An 18,622-nucleotide genomic window follows, 5' to 3' on the forward strand; every position below is an offset into this window, starting at 1 on the left:
CCCGACGGTCACCCCCGCTCGATCAGCCCCGCCACCCCGTCCAGGACGCACTCGAGGCCCGTCTCGAACTGCCAGCCCGCGTCGTCCTTCCGCGCCGCCCCCTGCGTGTACCGCCGGTACGTCGGGTAGCGGCCCGTCTCCATCAGGTACGACATCTGCGGCGCGAGCCCCCGCCGCGTCTCGTCGGCGCTCTCCCAGCCCTGTTCCCTCATGTACTGCGCCAGGGCCACCTCCGCCTGCGTCGCCCCGTGCACATACGCGCTGACCGTTCGGAACGCGGCCATCATCGTGTCGACGTCGAGCCCGAGCCCGTCCAGAGACGCCAGCTGACGCTCCGCCGCCGCCATCCGCCTCGGCGTGAGCGCGAACAACGGGGTCGGCATCTGGGCCAGCCAGGGATGGCGCACCATCATCGCGCGGGTCTGGACGGCGTACGCGCGCAGGGTCTCGCGCCAGCCCGTCACGTCCTCCTCCGGCTCCAGCTCGGCCGAGACCTGGTCGACCATGAGCGCCCACAGGTCGTCCTTGCCGGAGACGTGCCGGTAGGCGGCCATCGGCGCGACCCCCAGCTCCGTCGCGATCCGGCGCATGGTGACCGCCGCGAACCCCTCGCCGTCGGCCAGGCCGATCGCGACCTCCGCGATCCGCTGCGGCGTCAGGGACGCGCGCTGTGCGGGAGCGGGCCGTTCGAGCCGCTCCCACAGCGAGCCGTCCTTCGCTTCGTCCTTCTTCGGCACGGCGACCTCCCTCTCTCGCGTACAGCGTATGCCTAGTAGACGGCGTACACATCCATGTGTACGTTGTACACGCATTGGATACGACGTACACACACGCACCGTTGGGGGACCCGTGAATCCGCTCCGCCTCGCCGTCGTCCAGGGCTCCACCCGCGACGGCCGCCTCGGTCCCGTCGTCGCCGACTGGGTGGTCTCGCACGCCGGCGCCCGCTCCGACATGACGACGGACCTGATCGACCTCGCCGAAACCCCGCTGCCCACCGTCTTCCCGCAGCTCGGCCAGGCTCCCGCCGCCGAGGAGGACCGCCGCCTGCTCGGCGCCGTCTCGCCCCGCCTCGCCGCCGCCGACGCCTTCGTCGTCGTCACCCCCGAGTACAACCGCAGCTACCCCGCCTCCCTGAAGAACGCCATCGACTGGCACAACAAGGAGTGGCACGCCAAGCCGGTCGCCTTCGTCGCGTACGGCGGCTTCTCCGCCGGCCTCCGCGCGGTCGAGCACCTGCGCGGGGTCTTCGCCGAACTGCACGCCGTCACCATCCGCGAGGCGGTCGGTCTCCAGGGCGTCTGGGGCCAGTTCGGCCCCGACGGGCGGGCCACCGACCCGGCGGCCGACACCGCCGTGAAGTCGATGCTCGACCAACTCGCCTGGTGGGGCGAGGCGCTGCGGGACGCCCGCGCGAAGAAGCCCTACGGAGCCTGAGCCATGACGAACCTCCAGACGGCTCCACGCATCCCCTACCTCGGGATCTCCGGGCTCATGCTCGGCATCGTCCTCGCCACCCTCGACGGCACCATCGTCGGCACCGCGCTGCCCACCATCGTCGGCGAGCTCGGCGGCCTCGATCACCTCTCCTGGGTGGTCACCTCCTACCTCCTCACCACCGCCGTCACCACACCCCTCTGGGGCAAGATCGGCGACCTGTACGGACGCAAGGGCAGCTACCTCGCCTCGGTCGCCGTCTTCCTCGCCGGCTCGGTCCTCTCCGGGCTCGCCCAGACCATGGGCCAGCTCATCGCCTACCGCGCCCTCCAGGGCATCGGCGCCGGCGGCCTCATGGTCGGCGCGTTCGCGCTCATCGGAGTCCTCGTGCCGCCGCGCGACAGCGCCAAGGTGCAGTCGATCAGCGCGGCGATGCTGCCGGTCGCGTTCGTCGGCGGCCCGCTGCTCGGCGGCTTCCTCACCGATCATCTGAGCTGGCGCTGGGCCTTCTACGTCAATGTGCCCGTCGGCCTCGCCGCCCTGCTGATCGTCGGGTTCGGCATCCGGGTGCGCACGGAACGGATCCGCGCCCGCGTCGACCGGTCCGGAGCGCTGCTGCTCACGCTCGGCATCCTCACCCTGACCCTGCTCGCGAGCTGGGCGGGCACCACGTACGCCTGGACCTCGCCGCAGATCCTCGCCCTCGGTGCGGTCTCGGCCGCCTCCCTCGCCCTGTTCGTACGCGCCGAGCGGCGGGCCGAGGAGCCGATCATCCCGCCCCGGCTCTTCCACAGTCGTAACTTCGCCCTTGCCCAGATCCTCAGCTTCCTGGTCGGCGCGGGCATGCTCGCGGCGATGAACTACCTGCCGCAGTACCTGCAGTTCGCCCGCGGCCAGTCGTCCACGGCGAGCGGGCTGCTGCTCCTGCCGCTGATGCTCGGCATGCTCGTCGTCCAGCTGTCGACCGGCCGGATCATCAGCCGCACCGGCCGCTACCGGATCTACCCGATCCTCGGCGGCGGCGTCATGACCGCCGGCGCGCTCGCGCTGCTCATCCTCGACGTCGACACCCCGACCGCCGTCGCCTCCGCGCTCACCCTCGTCATCGGCGCGGGCATGGGCTTCCTCATGCAGTCGACGCTGCTGATCACCATGAACAGCGCGGAGCCGCGCGACATGGGAGCGGCGAGCGGCACCGTCACCCTCGTCCGGACGGTCGGCGGCTCACTCGGCGTCGCCCTGCTCGGCGCCGTCTTCACGACGCGCCTCGGGTCCGTCGACCCGCGGCTGACCCCCGCGCAGGTCGGGGAGCTTCCCGAACCGGCACGGGAGGGGTTCCGGGCGGCGGTGACGAGCGGGCTGCACGGAGTGCTCCTGGGCACCGCCGTACTGGCGGCGGTCGCCTTCGCCCTCGCCTGGTTCGTACGAGAGGTCCCGCTGCGGTCCGCACCCGGCGGTGCTACCGGGGCGGAAGGAACTCCCGCGCCACCGGGCCGGCCACGGGCAGACCGGCCGGCGCCCCGCCCTTCGTGACGTTGTCCGACACCAGGGTCGTGGCCGCCGGCTCGAAGTCGGCGGCCCGCGCGCCGACTCCGTTGCCGAGCGGGTGGGGCCGGAGCCGCGTCAACGGGCCCACGCCGTGACCGACGCCGCCGACCAGCCCCTGGCCGAGCTGGGTCGCGTCGCTGCCGAGGAGCGTGCTCACGGGCGTCGGCGTGGAGACGACCGGGGCCGCCTGGGCGGCTGCGGCCAGGCCGAGCGCCGCCGCCCCCGCGGCCGTCACGGTCGGCCCGGCCTTCGGCAGCGCGCCGCGGCGCGAGGTCCTGGGGTATGCGTGACGCGCCATGACAGTCCTTCGACGTCGAGTGATCAGGGAGCCACAGAGCGTAGTTGAGATGTGACGCTCAATACCACCGCCTCCCTCGGGGGTCCCCTGCCCGGGGGAATGCCTCACACTGGTGTCCCGTGAGTTCCCAACCGATCCCGACTCGTGTCGTCCTGCTCGCGGGCCCCTCCGGCTCCGGCAAGTCGTCCCTCGCCGCCGTCACCGGCCTCCCGGTCCTGCGCCTCGACGACTTCTACAAGGAAGCCGACGACCCGACGCTCCCGCTGGTGGCCGGAAGCGCCGACATCGACTGGGACTCCCCGCTCTCCTGGGACGCGGACGCCGCCGTCTCGGCGATCGTGGAGCTCTGCCGCACCGGCCGGACGGACGTCCCCGTGTACGACATCGCCACCAGCGCGCGCGTGGACCGCGAACGGCTGGACATCGAGCGGAAGCCGCTCTTCGTGGCGGAGGGCATCTTCGCGGCGGAGATCGTGGCACGCTGCCGTGAACTCGGCGTCCTGGCCGACGCGCTGTGCCTGCGGGGCCGTCCGTCGACGACCTTCCGCCGCCGGCTGCTGCGCGATCTGAAGGAGGGCCGCAAGTCGGTCCCGTTCCTGCTGCGCCGCGGCTGGCGCCTGATGCGCGCCGAACGCGCCATCGTCGCCCGCCAGGCCTCCCTGGGCGCCCACCCCTGCGCGAAGCCGGAGGCCCTGGGCCGCCTCGCCGCGGCTGCCGCCGGCCGCCACCGCACGCCCGCCGCGCGCTGACGCACCACGCACGAAACGCGGGTCGTACAAGCCCCCCCGGCTTGTCCGACCCGCGTCTCTTTCCCCCGTACCCCCGTACGCCCCCGTTGTCCCCCCGTGCGCCCTCAGGCCACCAGCTCGCCGAAGGACTCCTCCTCGTCACGGCCGAAGCTGAGGACCTCGTCCTCGCGCAGCCGGCGCAGGGAGCGCCAGATGCTCGACTTCACCGTGCCGACACTGATGTCCAGGATCTCCGCGATCTCCGGATCCGTACGGCCCTCGTAGTAGCGGAGCACCAGCATCGTGCGCTGGAGCTCGGGCAGCCGGGCCAGCGCCTGCCAGAGGACCGCGCGCAGTTCGGTGCCCCGCATCGCGTCCGTGTCGCCCGCCGTCTCCGGCAGCTCCTCGGTCGGGTACTCGTTGAGCTTGCGCCGGCGCCACGCGCTGATGTGCAGGTTCGTCATGGTGCGGCGCAGATAGCCGCCCACCGCCGCCTTGTCGCTGATCCGGTCCCAGGCGCGGTACGTCGAGAACAGCGCGCTCTGGAGCAGGTCCTCGGCCTCGAAGCGGTCACCGGTGAGGTGGTAGGCGGTGGCGTACAGGGAGGCGCGGCGCTCCTGGACGTAGGCGGTGAATTCCGCTTCCGACCGGTTCGTGCGCTCCCCCGTGACCTCCCCGTACGCCGCTCCCCCGTCAGCCACGGCCACCATGTACGGCGCCTTGCGCTGACGCCCGACGCTGCGAACGCACCCCCGCCCGTTCGCCACGCCGGACTTCTCGGCGCTCCGTACGACATCGTGGAGACGCGTGACAACTGCGCTTGAGGTGGTGCTGTGCAGTGCGTTCATCTCGCGCCCCCCGTCGGTTGGAGTCTGCTTCGGTCCGTATGCCAAAAAGCTTGCCCGGCCGACTTCATCGCGCTGTCCGCCGACTGTCACAGCCGTGTCACAGGCCGAGGTGACGCCGCACAGTCGAACTCGGGCGGCCGCATGGGACAGAATGGCGCCGTGCCTTTCCTGTTGCTGATCGAGGACGACGACGCCATCCGCACGGCCCTCGAGCTCTCCCTGTCACGCCAGGGCCACCGAGTGGCCACCGCGGCGACGGGCGAGGACGGCCTGAAGCTGCTGCGCGAGCAGCGGCCGGACCTGGTCGTGCTGGACGTGATGCTGCCCGGGATCGACGGCTTCGAGGTGTGCCGGCGCATCCGGCGCACCGACCAGCTGCCGATCATTCTGCTGACCGCGCGCAGCGACGACATCGACGTGGTCGTCGGCCTGGAGTCCGGGGCGGACGACTATGTCGTCAAGCCGGTCCAGGGGCGGGTCCTCGACGCCCGGATCCGAGCCGTGCTGCGGCGCGGCGAACGGGAGTCCACCGACTCGGCGACGTTCGGTTCGCTCGTCATCGACCGTTCGGCGATGACGGTGACGAAGAACGGGGAGGATCTCCAGCTCACGCCGACCGAGCTGCGGCTGCTCCTGGAACTGAGCCGGCGGCCCGGGCAGGCGCTGTCGCGCCAGCAGCTGCTGCGTCTCGTCTGGGAGCACGACTACCTGGGCGACTCGCGTCTGGTCGACGCCTGTGTCCAGCGCCTGCGCGCCAAGGTGGAGGACGTGCCGTCCTCCCCGACCCTGATCCGTACCGTCCGGGGCGTCGGCTACCGACTGGACGTCCCTGCGTGAGAAAAGGGATGTTCGCCGGGCTGCGCTTCACCAGCCTGCGACTGCGTCTGGTCGTCGTCTTCGCCCTGGTCGCGCTCACCGCCGCGGTGTCCGCCTCCGGCATCGCGTACTGGCTGAACCGCGAAGCGGTCCTCACCCGTACCCAGGACGGGGCGCTGAACGACTTCCGGCAGGAGATGCAGAACCGGGCCGCGACGCTGCCGCTGCATCCCACCGAGGAGGAACTGCGGCGCACCGCCGAGCAGATGGCGAGCGGCAGCGCCGGGTACAGCGTGCTGCTGCTCGGGGAGCGGGACGAGGGGAAGCCGATCATCGGCGCCTCGAACCCGGACACGTTCACGCTGACGGACGTGCCGCCCGAGCTGCGGAAGCAGGTGGAGACGGCGCGGCCCGTCACGGACGCCAACGCCTACCCGTACCACCTGTTCTGGCAGCGCACCGAGCGCGGCAGGACTCCGTACCTGGTGGGCGGGGCGACGGTCGAGGGCGGCGGCCCGACGGGGTACATGTTCAAGTCGCTGGAGGCCGAGCGGGCGGATCTGAACTCGCTCGCCTGGTCGTTGGGGATCGCGACCACGCTCGCCCTGATCGGCTCCGCGCTGCTGGCGCAGGCCGCCGCCACGACCGTGCTGCGGCCGGTGCACCGGCTCGGAGAGGCGGCCCGGCGGCTGGGCGAGGGGAAGCTCGACACCCGGCTGCGGGTGTCGGGGACGGACGAACTGGCCGAGCTGTCGCGGACGTTCAACAGCGCGGCCGAGTCCTTGCAGAAGCGGGTCGCGGACATGAGTGCGCGGGAGGAGTCCAGCCGGCGTTTCGTCGCCGACATGTCGCACGAGCTGCGCACGCCGCTGACCGCGCTGACCGCGGTGACCGAGGTCCTGGAGGACGAGCAGGACTCCCTGGACCCGATGATCGCGCCGGCGGTGGCCCTGGTGGTGAGCGAGACGCGCCGCCTCAACGACCTGGTGGAGAACCTGATGGAGGTGACCCGCTTCGACGCGGGCACCGCCCGGCTCGTCCTGGACGACGTCGACGTCGCCGACCAGGTCACCGCCTGCATCGACGCGCGGGCGTGGCTGGACGCGGTGGAGCTGGACGCCGAGCGCGGCATCATGGCGCGGCTCGACCCGCGCCGCCTCGACGTGATCCTGGCGAATCTGATCGGCAACGCGCTCAAACACGGCGGATCGCCGGTGCGGGTGGCGATCCGTACGGAGGACGGGGAGCTGGTCATCGAGGTGCGGGACCACGGTCCGGGCATCCCGGAGGAGGTCCTGCCGCATGTCTTCGACCGGTTCTACAAGGCGAGCGCGTCCCGGCCGCGTTCGGACGGAAGCGGTCTGGGCCTGTCGATCGCCATGGAGAACGCGCTGATCCACGGCGGTTCGATCACGGCGGCGAACTCACCGGACGGCGACGGCGCGGTGTTCGTGCTGCGGCTGCCGAGCCAGGGGGAGCCAGGAGAGGGTGGGGAGCGTTGATACGACGTCGCCGTGCGGGTGTGGGGCGCCGTACCGGGGTGGGCGCCGCGACGACGGCCGTCGCCGCGCTGTCGGTGCTGCTCTCGGGCTGTGGGATCAGGACCACGTCCGTGCCCGTGGACGCGGGTCCGGCCCCCTCGCGGGTGCCGTGCAGCGTCTCGGGCGAGGACGTCACCACGCAGTCGGCGGGGATTCCGGTCCGGGTCTTCCTGGTGTGCGGTTCGCAGTTGACGGCGGTGGACCGCCGCGCACCGCTGCCGGAGGAGAAGGCGAGCGGGGATCCGGTGCGGACCGCGTCGGCGCTGCTCGAGCAGTTGCGGAGCGAGCCGTCGGAGAGCGAGCGGCAGGCCGGGTTCTCCACGGCCGTGAAGGGGCCGCTGTCCGTCACCGGCGGGCGCAGGGGCGATCCGGCGGACACACTGCGGCTGAGCCGGCAGCCGGAGGACCTGACGGCGACCGCGCTGTCGCAGATCGTCTGCACCTTCGCGCAGAGCTCGGCGGGAGCGGGCGCGGACACGGTCGTGCTCGGCGGTCCGGGCGCCTACGCGCCGCGCCGCTACCAGTGCACGACCGAACTGCGGGAGCGCCCGGAGTCGGTGGCGCCGACGGTGGCCGTGCCGTCGCCGTCGGCCTCCTGAACCGGGGCCGGGGCCGGGGCGCCCTCCCGGAGCCGTCTCGGCGGAACGTTCCCTCGCGACGAGGTGCTCCGCGTGGCGGCGGAACCGATTCCGGCACGGTGCGCGTCTAGGGGGGCGTGCAGCGTCAAGGTTCGAGCGGCAGTGCCGCCGTGGTCGTACGCGTGGCGGGGTTCGTCCTTCTCCTCGCGCATCTGATGCTCGTCGCCTGGGTGACGCTCCGCCCACTCGACGTGGCCTGGGTGACGGCGCCGAACCTGACCCCACTGGCCGGGATCAAGGCCGATCTGGCGCTCGGCCCGGCCGAGGCGGCCCGCCGCTTCGGCGAGGGCCTGTTGCTGCTCGCCCCGCTCGGCGTCCTGCTGCCGATGGCGGACGGACGGCTGTACGTGTCGCCGTGGGCGTCCCTGGCCCGTACGGTCGCGGCCGGGGCGCTGGTGTCCCTGGCCGTGGAGCTGCTGCAGACCGCCGTGCCGGGGCAGGTCGTGGACGTGGACTCGCTGCTGCTGAACAGCGCCGGGGTCGCGTTGGCCCATCTGCTCGTGGTGCCCGCCGGGCGGGCGCGCCTGCGCCGCCGGAAGGACGCGGGGGAGGGCCGGTCCTCCTCGGGGACCGGTGCGGGCCGGGGTTCGGCCCTGCTGCGGGACGAGGGTTCTCAGGGGGCTACCCCGACGATTCCCAGGGTCGGGATCGCCCCGTAGACCGACGCTTTGTCCCCCCGTCCGGGGCGACCATGGAGTCATCGGGAGCCCGACGGAGCGGCTCCCGGGGACACGCTTTCGAAGGAGCCCACCATGGCCGCACTGACCCGCCCCCGTGACGGACGCATGATCGGCGGAGTGTGCGCAGCGCTGGCACGGCGCTTCGGCACCTCGGCCACCACCATGCGGGTCATCTTCCTCGCCTCGTGCCTGCTGCCCGGTCCGCAGTTCCTGCTGTACCTGGCGCTGTGGATACTGCTGCCGCAGGAGAAGTCGGCGAGCACGGCCTGGTAGCGGGCCCCGCGAGGCGCACATACGCCGATGGGGCGCCCACCCGGTCCGGGTGGGCGCCCCATCGGCGTGTACGAGGGGTCAGCCGAGCGGAATGCCGTTCAGGGGCAGGCCGCCGAGGAGGCCGGCGACCTGGCCGAGCGGGGTGATGTCGAGCACCTCGCCCACCCTGTCGGTCGAGAGCGTCTCCAGGGTCTGGTCGGGCGCGTGGGGGATGGCCTTGACGCCCTGGTCGAGACCCGTGCCGAGCGCACCCTGCCCGCTGCCGAGGGACTCCGCGGCGCCGGCGGGGAGCTCGGTGAGACCGTCACCCAGCGGCACCGTCTGGGTCACCAGGCCCAGGGCGTCGGGGGTGGCGGGCGCGACCGGCGCCGCGGCGGCCGTACCGGCGGCGGCAGCGGCGAATGCGGCACCGAGGGCGGCGACACCGAGCGTCTTGGCGGCAGAGTGCTTCATCAGAAAATCATCCTTGGGGATCTTGGAGCTTCAGGGAAAGCGGAATCCGGGGAATGCGGAGCGGCTTTGAAACCTAGCCAGCAAAAGAAGCCGCCGCAAACACCGAAAAGCGGCCGGGATCGTGTCACCCGACCGCTTCGGTCCTCTTCCCGAGTGCGGTATCAGCCGTCCCGACGGACAGACTCGCTGGTCGTGGCGGTCTGCTGGAACAGCCATTCGGACTTCAGCTCGGCATATCCCGGCTTGATCACGTCGTTGATCATGGCGAGGCGTTCATCGAAAGGAATGAAAGCTGATTTCATTGCATTGACCGTGAACCACGCCATGTCATCGAGCGTGTAATCGAATGCCTCGGTCAGCAGCTCGAATTCCCGGCTCATGCTCGTACCGCTCATCAGCCGGTTGTCCGTGTTGACGGTGGTCCGGAAGTGCAGCCTGCGGAGCAGTCCGATGGGGTGCTCGGCGATGGAGGCGGCCGCGCCGGTCTGGAGGTTGGAGGTCGGGCACATCTCCAGCGGGATGCGCTTGTCCCGTACGTACGCGGCGAGCCGGCCGAGCTTCACCGTGCCGTCGTCGGACACCTCGATGTCGTCGATGATGCGGACGCCGTGGCCGAGCCGGTCGGCGCCGCACCACTGCAGGGCCTGCCAGATGGACGGCAGCCCGAAGGCCTCGCCGGCGTGGATGGTGAAGTGGTTGTTCTCCCGCTTGAGGTACTCGAAGGCGTCGAGGTGGCGGGTGGGCGGGAAGCCGGCCTCGGCGCCGGCGATGTCGAAGCCGACGACCCCGGAGTCGCGGTAGTGGTTGGCCAGTTCGGCGATCTCCAAGGCCCGGGCGGCGTGCCGCATGGCGGTCAGCAGGGCGCCGATCCGGATGCGGTGGCCGTTCGCCCTGGCCTGGCGCTCGCCCTGCCGGAAGCCCTCGTTGACGGCCTCGACGACCTCTTCGAGGGTAAGTCCGGCCTCCAGGTGCTGCTCGGGGGCGTACCGCACCTCGGCGTAGACGACACCGTCCTCGGCGAGGTCCACCGCGCACTCGGCGGCGACGCGTACGAGCGCCTCGCGGGTCTGCATGACGGCGCAGGTGTGCGCGAAGGTCTCCAGATAGCGCTCCAGCGAACCCGAGTCGGCGGCTTCGCGGAACCAGATGCCGAGCTTGTCGGGCTCGGTCTCGGGGAGGTTGTCATAGCCCTGGGCGGCGGCGAGGTCGATGATCGTGCCGGGGCGCAGACCGCCGTCGAGGTGGTCGTGGAGGAGCACCTTCGGGGCGCGGCGGATCTGGTCCGCGGTGGGGACGTTCGGGATCTGGCTCGTCATTGCGGCACTCTAGCCCCTACGCGCGTAGAGCGCCCCCTCTCCACTCGCCTGTCGATACGTAACAGTGACCGCGCGTACGGATGGCGTACACCTCGGCTTCTGAGACTGTTCTGCCATGGCGCACTCCGCACTCGTAGGGACTGCCGACAGCCGGACACCCCGGCTCGGACGGCCCGTCGGCGCATCGCACCCGGTCACGTCGGTGGGCGGTGTGGTCCTGCTCCTTCCCGACGGCGAGGTGGCGTCCGCGCGGCGCGCCTCCGGCCGTGCCCACCTGGCCCTGCTGCCGCTGGCTCGGCGGCTGGTCGGAGCCGGACGGGCGGACGGTCTCGTGGCGCACGTGGTGCGCTACCGGGGCCGCGGCTGGAACGGCACGGACGCGCGGCTGGCCTCGGACGCGAGCTGGGCGGTGGCGGAGGCGGTACGGCGCTACGGCGACGTGCCGGTCTGTCTCGCCGGCCACGGGATGGGCGCGCGGGCGGCGCTGCGGGCGGCCGGGCACGAGGCGGTCGACGCGGTGCTCGCGCTGGCGCCCTGGCTGCCGGAGGAAGACGTGGCGGCGGAGCCGGAGCCCGTACGGCAGCTGGTCGGGCGCCGGGTGCTGATCGTGCACGGCACGAACGACGCGCGAACGGATCCGGAGCTGTCGTACCGGCTCGCGGAGCGGGCGAAGAAGTCGAACCGCGACACCTGCCGCTTCGAGGTCCACTCGGATGGTCACGCGCTGCGCCAGTACCACGCCGAAGTCCGCGCGCTGGCCACTGACTTCGTGCTCGGTTCGCTCTTCTCCCGCCCGTACGTCCGCCCGCTCGCCGACGCGCTGGCGGCCCCGCCGCCGCTGGGTCTGCGGATGCCCCTGGCGGCGGGGTTCGGCCGCTCGCTCCGGCCGTGAGCCGTCACTCCGGGAGGAGATGACCCCGCTTGCTCAGGAGGAACTTCTTGAAGGCGGCCACCGGGGCGGTGTCCGGGTGGCCGTCGAGCCAGGCGACGCCGATCTCGCGGACGGCGCGCGGGGCCGTGACGTTGAGTTCGACGACGCCGGGGCGCGGGACGGCCGGCGGGGGCAGCAGGGCCACACCGAGGCCCGCCGCGACCAGGCCGCGCAGGGTCTCGGCCTCCTCGCCCTCGAAGGCGACGCGGGGCTTGAACCCGGCCTCGGCGCACAGGTCGTCGGTGATGCGGCGCAGCCCGTAGCCGGGCTCCAGGGTCACGAAGGTCTCCTCGGCCGCCTCCGCGAGGCGGACCCGCTTGCGGGTCGCGAGGCGGTGGTCGTCGGGCACCACCAGGCGGAGGCGCTGTTCGTCGATGCGCCGCGCGACCAGGTCGGGCGCGTCCGGGACCGGAGAGGTCAGACACAGGTCGAGGTCCCCGGCCCGGAGGCGTTCGATCATCGCCTCGCCGTAGTTCTGGACCAGGGTGAACCGGACCCGGGGGTGGTCGACCCGGAAGGCCCGGATCAGCCCCGGCACGGTCTCCGAGCCCATCGTGTGCAGGAACCCGAAGGCGACCCGCCCCGCCGTCGGGTCCGCGTCCGCCCGTACGGAGTCCGCCGCCCGCTCCACCTCCGCGAGCGCCCGCTCGGCCGAGGCGAGGAACGTCCGGCCGGCCGGCGTCAGGGAGACCGTGCGGCCCTTGCGGGCGAACAGGGCGACTCCGAGGTCCTGTTCGAGCCGGACCATCGCCCGTGAGAGCGTCGACTGCGGGACGCCCATCTCGGCCGCCGCCCTGGTCACATGTTCGTGCCGCGCCACCGCCGCGAAGTACGCGAGCCGGGGCGCGAGCAGCAGCCCCATGTCTTCTTCGTAACTACCCGGTGACAGCCGACCCTGTGACCTGTACTCATGCACCATGGGAACGATTACAGCAGTTCCATGCATTGGACGCATGAAATGATTCGGCCTACGTTCGATTCATGCCTTCCGCCAGTACCAAGGCGGCCGCCACCAGCACGGTCGCCGACACCCGCCTCTCCCCCGGTGCCCCCGGCTACCGCCGTATGAGCTTCGCTCTCTTCGCCGCCGGACTCGCCACCTTCGCTCTGCTCTACTCCACCCAGGCCCTCCTCCCCGCGATCTCGGCGGAGTTCGGCGCCAGCGCCTCCGCCGCCTCCTGGACGGTGTCCGCCGCGACCGGCGCCCTCGCCCTCCTGGTCCTGCCGATGAGCGCCCTGTCCGAGCGCTTCGGGCGGCGCACGCTGATGACCGCCTCCCTCGCCGTCGCGGTCGTCGTCGGCCTGCTCGTGCCGTTCGCCCCGAGCCTGGAGTGGCTGGTCGCCCTGCGCGCGGTCCAGGGCGCGGCGCTCGCCGGTCTGCCGGCCTCGGCGATGGCGTTCCTGGCCGAGGAGGTGCGGCCGAAGGCACTGATCGCCGCGATCGGCCTGTTCGTCGCGGGCAACTCCATCGGCGGCATGAGCGGCCGGATCGTCACCGGCTGGGCGGCCCAGCTGTGGGGCTGGCGCGCGGGTCTCCTCGCGGTCGGCCTGATGGCCGTGGCCTGCGCGGTCGTCTTCCGGCTGCTGATCCCCAAGGCCCGGCACTTCACACCCGGTTCGCTGAACCCCCGCGAGCTGGCCAGGACCGTCCGCACCCACCTGTCCGACCCGCTGCTGATGCGTCTGTACGCGATCGGCGCCTTGTTCATGACGGTGTTCGGCGCCGTGTACACCGTGATCGGCTACCGCCTGGTCGAGGCCCCGTTCTCGCTCCCGCAGGGCGTGGTCGGCTCGATCTTCCTGGTGTACCTCGTCGGTACGGTCTCCTCCGCCGCGGCCGGGAAGCTGGTGGCCCGCCTCGGCCGGCGCGGTGCGCTCTACCTGGCCGTCGGCACGACCGCGGCGGGACTGCTGCTGTCGCTCGCCGACACCCTGACCGCCGTCCTGCTCGGCCTGGTCCTGATCACCGCCGGGTTCTTCGCCGGGCACGCGGTCGCCTCCTCCTCGGTGAGCCGTACGGCGAAGACCGGCCGCGCCCAGGCGTCGGCGCTCTACCAGTCGGCGTACTACGTCGGCAGCAGCGTGGGCGGCACGCTCGGCGCGATCGCCTTCCACGCCGGCGGCTGGGCCGGCACGGTCCTGCTCGGCCTGGTAGCGGTCCTCGGCGTCGTGTCGATCACCCTGTACGGCAGCCACAGCGCGCGCGTGGCGGCGCGGGCCGAGGCCCGCCGCTTCCAGGTGCGCACGGCGGCCTGAATCCTTACGGAGAACGTACAACCGCACCGGCTCCTCGTTCGTCCTACGTCGTAGGACCCTAGGGGGAGTTGGTGATCATGGGAGCCATACGCAAGCGGACCGGGATCGTCCTCGGCATCACCTCGATGGTGGTGCCGCTGACGGTCGCCCTCGGCGCCGCGCCGGCCCAGGCGGCCTCGTCGTGCAACGTGACGACGGGGCCGTACCAGAAGCAGGTGGAGAAGTTCCTCGGCCGGCCGGTGGACGGCCGGCAGTCGCGGGCGGACTGTCTGGCCATCCAGACGTTCCAGCGCAAGCACGGCATCACCCCGACCCAGGGGTACGCGGGGCCGCTGACCTGGCGGACGATGAACACGATGCTGGCGCAGAAGGCGGCCGGCACCAACCCGAACAAGGCGGGGGCGTGCCCGACCAACCGGGGCCGGATCGCCTGCGTCGACCTGACCCGCCAGCTGAGCTGGATCCAGGACGGCGCACGGCTGAAGTACGGCCCGGTTCCGGTGCGTACGGGCAAGAACGGCACCGAGACCCGTACCGGCTCCAAGAAGATCTACTGGCGCAACATCAACCACTGGTCGACGCTCTACCACGTCTCCATGCCGTACGCGCAGTTCTTCGACGGCGGTCAGGCCTTCCACTCCACGACCAAGTCGATGTGGAACCCGCCCGGATCGGGCGGCTGCGTCAATATGCGGCCGGCCGACGCGAAGGCGTACTGGAACCTGCTCAGGAACGGCGACGACGTCTACGTCTACGGGCGCAAGCCGGGAACCTGACCCGCGCTGTCGGTGGGCTGCGGTAACTTCCCCTCATCGGCACCGCGTCGGTGCCGATGAGGGGCGAGTGGGGTGGACCCGATGAGCGATCTGGCAACGACCGGCGATCTGGATTCGCAGCTGGAGAAGTACCGCACCGAGCTGACCGGCTACTGCTACCGGATGCTCGGCTCGGCCTTCGAGGCCGAGGACGCCGTCCAGGACACGATGGTCCGCGCCTGGCGGTCCATCGACTCCTTCGAGGGGCGTTCGTCGCTGCGCTCCTGGCTCTACCGCATCGCGACCAACGTCTGCCTGGACTCGCTCAACGCGGGCAACAGGCGGGCCAGACCGATGGACCTGACGGCCGCCACCCCCGTCGCCCAGGCGCAGTTGAACGCCCGGCCGGAGATCACCTGGCTGGAGCCGGTGCCCGACGGGCGGGTGTTGCCGTCGGTCGCCGACCCGGCGGAGACGGCGGTGTCCCGCGAGACCGTGCGGCTGGCGTTCGTGGCCGCGCTGCAGCACCTGCCGCCCAAGCAGCGGGCGGTGTTGATCCTGCGCGAGGTGCTGGCCTGGAAGGCGAGCGAGGTGGCCGAGCTGTTGTCGACCACGGTCGCGTCGGTCAACAGCGCGCTCCAGCGGGCGCGTGCCACGCTCGCCGAACACGAGCCGGCCGCCTCGGACCCGGCGAACCCGCTGGACGAGGAGCAGAAGGAGCTCCTTGAGCGCTATGTCGCCGCCTTCGAGGGATACGACATGAAGGCGCTGACCGCGCTCCTCCACGAGGACGCGACGATGTCCATGCCGCCGTACGACCTGTGGCTGCGGGGCCACGACGACATCGTGGGCTGGATGCTGGGCGTCGGCGAGGTCTGCTCGGGCTCCAAGCTGGTGCCGACCGTGGCGAACGGCGCGCCGGCGTTCGCGCAGTACCACCCGGCCCCGGAGGGCGGGTACAGCCCGTGGGCGCTGATCGTCCTCGACATCCGCGAGGGCAAGGTCGCGGGGATGGACTTCTTCCTGGACACCAAGCGGTGGTTCCCGCTCTTCGACATGCCGGAGCGGCTGGGGGCGTAGTCAGCGGTCCTGGAGGCGGAGTCAGCAGTCATACGAGGTCGGCGAGGCCGACGAGGTCGAGGAGGAGCCGCAGCTCGGTCCCGGCGCCCCGGAACGTGATCCGGTGCCCGAGGCGCCCGGCGGCCAGTCTCAGCCGGGCGAGGGTGTCGACGGTGGTGAGATCGGCGTGCGTGAGCGCGCCGATCTCACAGATCACGTCGCCGGGCCCGGCGTCGGCGAGCTCGGCGCACAGGCGGGGCACGTCGGCCGGGGTCACCCGGCCGACGAGGGTGAGAACGATCGGTTGACTGGTGTCCACACCAAAGAGACCCCCGTCACGGCCGGAACTCATCGCACCCGCCTAGGCTGCGCCCATGAATCAAGATCCTGTCGAGCTGGTGATCTTCGACTGTGACGGCGTTCTGGTGGACAGCGAGCGGATCTACTGCCGCGTCGACCGCGAGGTCTGCGCGTCACTCGGTGCGGAGTTCACCGAGACGGAGATCGTCGACCATTTCGTGGGCTCGTCCCACGAGGTGCTCACCGCGATCGTGGAGGAGCGGCTCGGCCGGCCCCTGGACCCCGACTGGCACCACGTGTACCGGCCGCTCTACGACCGGGCGCTGGACGCGGAGTTGACGGCGGTCGAGGGCGTCACGGACGCGCTCGACGCGCTGCACGTCCCCTTCTGTCTGGCGTCGAACGGCAGCCACGCCGCGATCCGCCGGAACCTGACGCGGGTGGGTCTGCTGGACCGCTTCGAGGGCCGCATGTTCAGCGCCCGCGACGTCGCACGGGGCAAGCCGGCCCCGGACCTGTTCCTCCACGCGGCGGCGACGATGGGCGTGCCGCCGGAGCGCTGCGCGGTGGTGGAGGACAGCCCGTACGGCGTCGCGGCGGCGCGGGCGGCGGGCATGCGGGCGTTCGGCTACTGCGGCGGGCTGACACGGGCCGACCGGCTGATGGGGCCGCGGACGCTGGTCTTCGACGACATGCGGGAGCTGCCGAAGCTGCTCGGGGAGCCGCTGGTGTGAACGGGGCGGAGTCAGCCGAAGGGGAAGGCGCTGGTGTCGAGGGTGAGGTTGAAGGGAGCGGGGATGTGGATGTCTTCCCCGAACTGCACCGCCCGCAGCACGCGGTAGACCTCGCCCTTCGGCTCGCCGTAGAGCGTGACAGTGGGACCGCCGGGAGCGAAGGAGTCGATGAGGAGATACAGGGGCACACCCGCCTGGGCGTATCCCGCCGCCTTCATGATGCGGTCGTGGCTCGCATTCGACTTGGAGGTGACCTCCACGATCAGCTCCGCGTCTGCGGCCGCGACGAAGTTACCCGGTTCACTGAGCACCCCCTCCGGCAAGACGGCCAGATCGGGGATGAAGATGCCGTCCCGCGAAGGAATCGAAGTCCCCAGCGTTTGGTAGACCCCCCAGTCCTGCGGGATCACGCTGTAGAGGCGGCGTTGGACCTTCTCGGCGATCAGGTTGTGGATGTTGGATGGAGGCGGTGACACGGTGATGATCCCCTCAATGATCTCCACCTTGCAGCCCTCAGGTGCGTCCGTCTCCCCCCAGATCCGGACCAGGTCGTCCCACTCGTGCCCATGAGACGAGTGGTCGACGGTGAGTGCGCTCATGGCGGTCTCCAATCAGTGCGTCACCGACCCCAGCATGCCGAACGGGACCGGAGGAGGTCCACCGGTCCCGTTCACCTGAAAGAGCCACTGGCACATGCCAGAGGCGATCAAGACGTCACGCGATGCGGTCCAGGACGATCGGGTTGGGGGTGAACGCCGTGCCCTGCGGTGCGATGTCCCACGCGGCGTCCAGGGACTTCAGCGCGTAGTCGAACTTCTCCGGGGTGTCCGTGTGCAGGGTCAGCAGCGGCTGGCCCGCCGTCACCGTGTCACCCGGCTTGGCGTGGAGCTCGACGCCCGCGCCGGCCTGCACCGGGTCCTCCTTGCGGGCGCGGCCCGCGCCGAGGCGCCAGGCGGCGATGCCGATGTCGTACGCGTCGAGGCGGGTCAGGACGCCCGAGGACGGGGCCGTGACGACGTGCTGCTCGCGGGCGACCGGGAGGGTCGCGTCCGGGTCGCCGCCCTGGGCGGCGATCATGCGGCGCCAGACGTCCATCGCCGAGCCGTCCGCGAGCGCCTTCGCCGGGTCCGCGTCCTTGATGCCGGCCGCGTCGAGCATCTCGCGGGCCAGCGCGATCGTCAGCTCGACGACGTCCGCCGGGCCGCCGCCCGCCAGGACCTCGACGGACTCGCGGACCTCGAGGGCGTTGCCGGCCGTGAGGCCGAGCGGGGTCGACATGTCGGTGAGCAGCGCGACCGTCTTCACACCGCTGTCCGTGCCGAGTCCCACCATCGTGTGGGCCAGCTCCTGCGCGTCCGCGAGGTTCTTCATGAAGGCGCCGGTGCCGACCTTCACGTCCAGGACCAGCGAGCCCGTCCCCTCGGCGATCTTCTTCGACATGATGGAGCTGGCGATCAGCGGGATGGCCTCGACCGTGCCCGTGACGTCCCGGAGGGCGTACAGCTTCTTGTCGGCGGGGGCGAGTCCGTCGCCGGCCGCGCAGATCACCGCGCCGGTCGTGTCGAGGACGTTCAGCATCTCCTCGTTGGAGAGCAGGGCGCGCCAGCCCGGGATCGACTCCAGCTTGTCCAGCGTGCCGCCGGTGTGGCCGAGACCCCGGCCCGACAGCTGCGGCACGGCCGCGCCGCAGGCGGCCACGAGCGGCGCGAGCGGGAGCGTGATCTTGTCGCCGACGCCGCCGGTGGAGTGCTTGTCGGCGGTGGGGCGCGAGAGGGACGAGAAGTCCATGCGCTCGCCGCTCGCGATCATCGCGGCCGTCCAGCGGGCGATCTCACCGCGGTTCATCCCGTTGAGCAGGATGGCCATGGCGAGGGCCGACATCTGCTCGTCGGCGACCTCGCCGCGGGTGTACGCGTCGATGACCCAGTCGATCTGCTCGGGGCTCAGCTCACCCTTGTCCCGCTTGGTCCGGATGACGGAGATGACGTCCATGTGGTGCCTCTTTCTACGC

General features: G+C 71.6%; 22 protein-coding genes. 13 read left to right on the forward strand and 9 right to left on the reverse strand.

Annotated features, from left to right (window positions below):
- Positions 1–8: 8 nt before the first annotated feature.
- Positions 9–737 (reverse strand): TetR/AcrR family transcriptional regulator, encoded by a 729-nt coding sequence (locus ABZY12_RS01135; protein ID WP_356885801.1) that lies wholly within the window; start codon positions 735–737, stop codon positions 9–11.
- Positions 738–849: 112 nt separating this feature from the next.
- Here ABZY12_RS01135 and ABZY12_RS01140 point away from each other — a divergent pair, with 112 nt between their 5' ends.
- Positions 850–1,437 (forward strand): NAD(P)H-dependent oxidoreductase, encoded by a 588-nt coding sequence (locus ABZY12_RS01140; protein ID WP_356885803.1) that lies wholly within the window; start codon positions 850–852, stop codon positions 1,435–1,437.
- A gap of 3 nt (positions 1,438–1,440) precedes the next feature.
- On the forward strand, positions 1,441–2,970 hold the full coding sequence (locus ABZY12_RS01145; protein WP_356885805.1) for an MDR family MFS transporter: 1,530 nt from the start codon (positions 1,441–1,443) through the stop codon (positions 2,968–2,970).
- Here the strand turns inward: ABZY12_RS01145 and ABZY12_RS01150 are convergent.
- On the reverse strand, positions 2,897–3,283 hold the full coding sequence (locus tag ABZY12_RS01150) for a hypothetical protein (RefSeq protein ID WP_356885807.1): 387 nt from the start codon (positions 3,281–3,283) through the stop codon (positions 2,897–2,899). The genes ABZY12_RS01145 and ABZY12_RS01150 overlap by 74 nt on opposite strands.
- Before the next feature lie 119 nt (positions 3,284–3,402).
- Between ABZY12_RS01150 and ABZY12_RS01155 the strand changes: the two genes are divergently transcribed.
- A complete protein-coding gene (locus ABZY12_RS01155; RefSeq protein WP_356885809.1) occupies positions 3,403–4,032 on the forward strand; it encodes an ATP-binding protein in 630 nt (209 codons plus the stop codon).
- Positions 4,033–4,136: 104 nt separating this feature from the next.
- Here the strand turns inward: ABZY12_RS01155 and ABZY12_RS01160 are convergent, their stop codons facing one another.
- Positions 4,137–4,859, reverse strand: a complete 723-nt coding sequence (locus ABZY12_RS01160) for a SigE family RNA polymerase sigma factor (protein WP_356885811.1) — start codon at positions 4,857–4,859, stop codon at positions 4,137–4,139.
- Between the two features lie 159 nt (positions 4,860–5,018).
- Between ABZY12_RS01160 and afsQ1 the strand changes: the two genes are divergently transcribed.
- The 5 genes from afsQ1 to ABZY12_RS01185 all read left to right on the forward strand — a co-directional run bounded on the left by afsQ1 (position 5,019) and on the right by ABZY12_RS01185 (position 8,807).
- Positions 5,019–5,696, forward strand: a complete 678-nt coding sequence (gene afsQ1, locus ABZY12_RS01165; protein ID WP_175439295.1) for a two-component system response regulator AfsQ1 — start codon at positions 5,019–5,021, stop codon at positions 5,694–5,696.
- 8 nt (positions 5,697–5,704) lie between these two features.
- Positions 5,705–7,177, forward strand: a complete 1,473-nt coding sequence (locus tag ABZY12_RS01170; RefSeq protein WP_356886256.1) for a HAMP domain-containing sensor histidine kinase — start codon at positions 5,705–5,707, stop codon at positions 7,175–7,177.
- Between the two features lie 20 nt (positions 7,178–7,197).
- Positions 7,198–7,815: a hypothetical protein gene (locus ABZY12_RS01175; RefSeq protein WP_356885813.1), complete on the forward strand. Its 618-nt coding sequence runs from the start codon at positions 7,198–7,200 to the stop codon at positions 7,813–7,815.
- Between the two features lie 194 nt (positions 7,816–8,009).
- A complete protein-coding gene (locus tag ABZY12_RS01180; RefSeq protein ID WP_356886258.1) occupies positions 8,010–8,513 on the forward strand; it encodes a VanZ family protein in 504 nt (167 codons plus the stop codon).
- Positions 8,514–8,606: 93 nt separating this feature from the next.
- A complete protein-coding gene (locus tag ABZY12_RS01185) occupies positions 8,607–8,807 on the forward strand; it encodes a PspC domain-containing protein (RefSeq protein WP_356885815.1) in 201 nt (66 codons plus the stop codon).
- A gap of 78 nt (positions 8,808–8,885) precedes the next feature.
- Here the strand turns inward: ABZY12_RS01185 and ABZY12_RS01190 are convergent, their stop codons facing one another.
- A complete protein-coding gene (locus ABZY12_RS01190; protein WP_356885817.1) occupies positions 8,886–9,260 on the reverse strand; it encodes a hypothetical protein in 375 nt (124 codons plus the stop codon).
- 161 nt (positions 9,261–9,421) lie between these two features.
- Positions 9,422–10,576 carry an adenosine deaminase gene (locus tag ABZY12_RS01195; RefSeq protein ID WP_356885819.1) on the reverse strand — a complete coding sequence of 385 codons (1,155 nt, stop codon included), beginning with the start codon at positions 10,574–10,576 and terminating at the stop codon, positions 9,422–9,424.
- Positions 10,577–10,691: 115 nt separating this feature from the next.
- On the opposite strand from ABZY12_RS01195, the gene ABZY12_RS01200 reads away from it, so the two are divergent.
- Positions 10,692–11,468: an alpha/beta hydrolase gene (locus tag ABZY12_RS01200; RefSeq protein WP_356885821.1), complete on the forward strand. Its 777-nt coding sequence runs from the start codon at positions 10,692–10,694 to the stop codon at positions 11,466–11,468.
- Between the two features lie 4 nt (positions 11,469–11,472).
- Here ABZY12_RS01200 and ABZY12_RS01205 read toward each other — a convergent pair whose 3' ends face one another.
- Positions 11,473–12,426, reverse strand: coding sequence for a LysR family transcriptional regulator (locus ABZY12_RS01205; protein ID WP_356885823.1), 954 nt, complete (start codon positions 12,424–12,426; stop codon positions 11,473–11,475).
- A gap of 62 nt (positions 12,427–12,488) precedes the next feature.
- On the opposite strand from ABZY12_RS01205, the gene ABZY12_RS01210 reads away from it, so the two are divergent.
- The 3 genes from ABZY12_RS01210 to ABZY12_RS01220 all read left to right on the forward strand — a co-directional run bounded on the left by ABZY12_RS01210 (position 12,489) and on the right by ABZY12_RS01220 (position 15,598).
- A complete protein-coding gene (locus tag ABZY12_RS01210) occupies positions 12,489–13,763 on the forward strand; it encodes an MFS transporter (protein WP_356885825.1) in 1,275 nt (424 codons plus the stop codon).
- A 125-nt stretch (positions 13,764–13,888) separates the two neighbouring features.
- The gene (locus ABZY12_RS01215; RefSeq protein ID WP_356886260.1) at positions 13,889–14,539 is read left to right on the forward strand and encodes a L,D-transpeptidase; all 651 of its coding nucleotides are present in this window, start codon (positions 13,889–13,891) and stop codon (positions 14,537–14,539) included.
- An 81-nt stretch (positions 14,540–14,620) separates the two neighbouring features.
- The gene (locus tag ABZY12_RS01220) at positions 14,621–15,598 is read left to right on the forward strand and encodes a sigma-70 family RNA polymerase sigma factor (protein WP_356885827.1); all 978 of its coding nucleotides are present in this window, start codon (positions 14,621–14,623) and stop codon (positions 15,596–15,598) included.
- A gap of 28 nt (positions 15,599–15,626) precedes the next feature.
- Here the strand turns inward: ABZY12_RS01220 and ABZY12_RS01225 are convergent, their stop codons facing one another.
- Complete coding sequence (locus ABZY12_RS01225; RefSeq protein ID WP_356885829.1) at positions 15,627–15,896, reverse strand: STAS domain-containing protein; 270 nt, start codon at positions 15,894–15,896, stop codon at positions 15,627–15,629.
- A 55-nt stretch (positions 15,897–15,951) separates the two neighbouring features.
- Here ABZY12_RS01225 and ABZY12_RS01230 point away from each other — a divergent pair, with 55 nt between their 5' ends.
- The gene (locus ABZY12_RS01230; RefSeq protein WP_356885831.1) at positions 15,952–16,611 is read left to right on the forward strand and encodes an HAD family hydrolase; all 660 of its coding nucleotides are present in this window, start codon (positions 15,952–15,954) and stop codon (positions 16,609–16,611) included.
- A gap of 11 nt (positions 16,612–16,622) precedes the next feature.
- On the opposite strand, the gene ABZY12_RS01235 is transcribed toward ABZY12_RS01230, so the two are convergent.
- On the reverse strand, positions 16,623–17,210 hold the full coding sequence (locus tag ABZY12_RS01235) for a Uma2 family endonuclease (RefSeq protein WP_356885833.1): 588 nt from the start codon (positions 17,208–17,210) through the stop codon (positions 16,623–16,625).
- Between the two features lie 115 nt (positions 17,211–17,325).
- Entirely contained in the window at positions 17,326–18,603 is a 1,278-nt protein-coding gene (locus ABZY12_RS01240) for a thymidine phosphorylase (protein ID WP_356885835.1), read from the reverse strand.
- Positions 18,604–18,622: the final 19 nt, after the last annotated feature.

This window comes from Streptomyces sp. NPDC006551, from assembly GCF_040611675.1.
In the GTDB taxonomy this organism is placed as follows: domain Bacteria; phylum Actinomycetota; class Actinomycetes; order Streptomycetales; family Streptomycetaceae; genus Streptomyces.

Excerpts from the sequence above, each read along its gene's own strand:
- ABZY12_RS01235 (WP_356885833.1), bottom strand. The coding sequence starts at position 17,210 with ATGAGCGCACTCACCGTCGACCACTCGTCTCATGGGCACGAGTGGGAC.
- ABZY12_RS01195 (WP_356885819.1), bottom strand. The coding sequence starts at position 10,576 with ATGACGAGCCAGATCCCGAACGTCCCCACCGCGGACCAGATCCGCCGC.
- ABZY12_RS01220 (WP_356885827.1), top strand. The coding sequence starts at position 14,621 with ATGAGCGATCTGGCAACGACCGGCGATCTGGATTCGCAGCTGGAGAAG.
- ABZY12_RS01160 (WP_356885811.1), bottom strand. The coding sequence starts at position 4,859 with ATGAACGCACTGCACAGCACCACCTCAAGCGCAGTTGTCACGCGTCTC.
- ABZY12_RS01185 (WP_356885815.1), top strand. The coding sequence starts at position 8,607 with ATGGCCGCACTGACCCGCCCCCGTGACGGACGCATGATCGGCGGAGTG.
- ABZY12_RS01230 (WP_356885831.1), top strand. The coding sequence starts at position 15,952 with ATGAATCAAGATCCTGTCGAGCTGGTGATCTTCGACTGTGACGGCGTT.
- ABZY12_RS01215 (WP_356886260.1), top strand. The coding sequence starts at position 13,889 with ATGGTGGTGCCGCTGACGGTCGCCCTCGGCGCCGCGCCGGCCCAGGCG.
- ABZY12_RS01150 (WP_356885807.1), bottom strand. The coding sequence starts at position 3,283 with ATGGCGCGTCACGCATACCCCAGGACCTCGCGCCGCGGCGCGCTGCCG.
- ABZY12_RS01190 (WP_356885817.1), bottom strand. The coding sequence starts at position 9,260 with ATGAAGCACTCTGCCGCCAAGACGCTCGGTGTCGCCGCCCTCGGTGCC.
- ABZY12_RS01145 (WP_356885805.1), top strand. The coding sequence starts at position 1,441 with ATGACGAACCTCCAGACGGCTCCACGCATCCCCTACCTCGGGATCTCC.
- ABZY12_RS01240 (WP_356885835.1), bottom strand. The coding sequence starts at position 18,603 with ATGGACGTCATCTCCGTCATCCGGACCAAGCGGGACAAGGGTGAGCTG.
- ABZY12_RS01205 (WP_356885823.1), bottom strand. The coding sequence starts at position 12,426 with ATGGTGCATGAGTACAGGTCACAGGGTCGGCTGTCACCGGGTAGTTAC.
- ABZY12_RS01170 (WP_356886256.1), top strand. The coding sequence starts at position 5,705 with ATGTTCGCCGGGCTGCGCTTCACCAGCCTGCGACTGCGTCTGGTCGTC.
- ABZY12_RS01180 (WP_356886258.1), top strand. The coding sequence starts at position 8,010 with ATGCTCGTCGCCTGGGTGACGCTCCGCCCACTCGACGTGGCCTGGGTG.
- ABZY12_RS01200 (WP_356885821.1), top strand. The coding sequence starts at position 10,692 with ATGGCGCACTCCGCACTCGTAGGGACTGCCGACAGCCGGACACCCCGG.
- ABZY12_RS01210 (WP_356885825.1), top strand. The coding sequence starts at position 12,489 with ATGCCTTCCGCCAGTACCAAGGCGGCCGCCACCAGCACGGTCGCCGAC.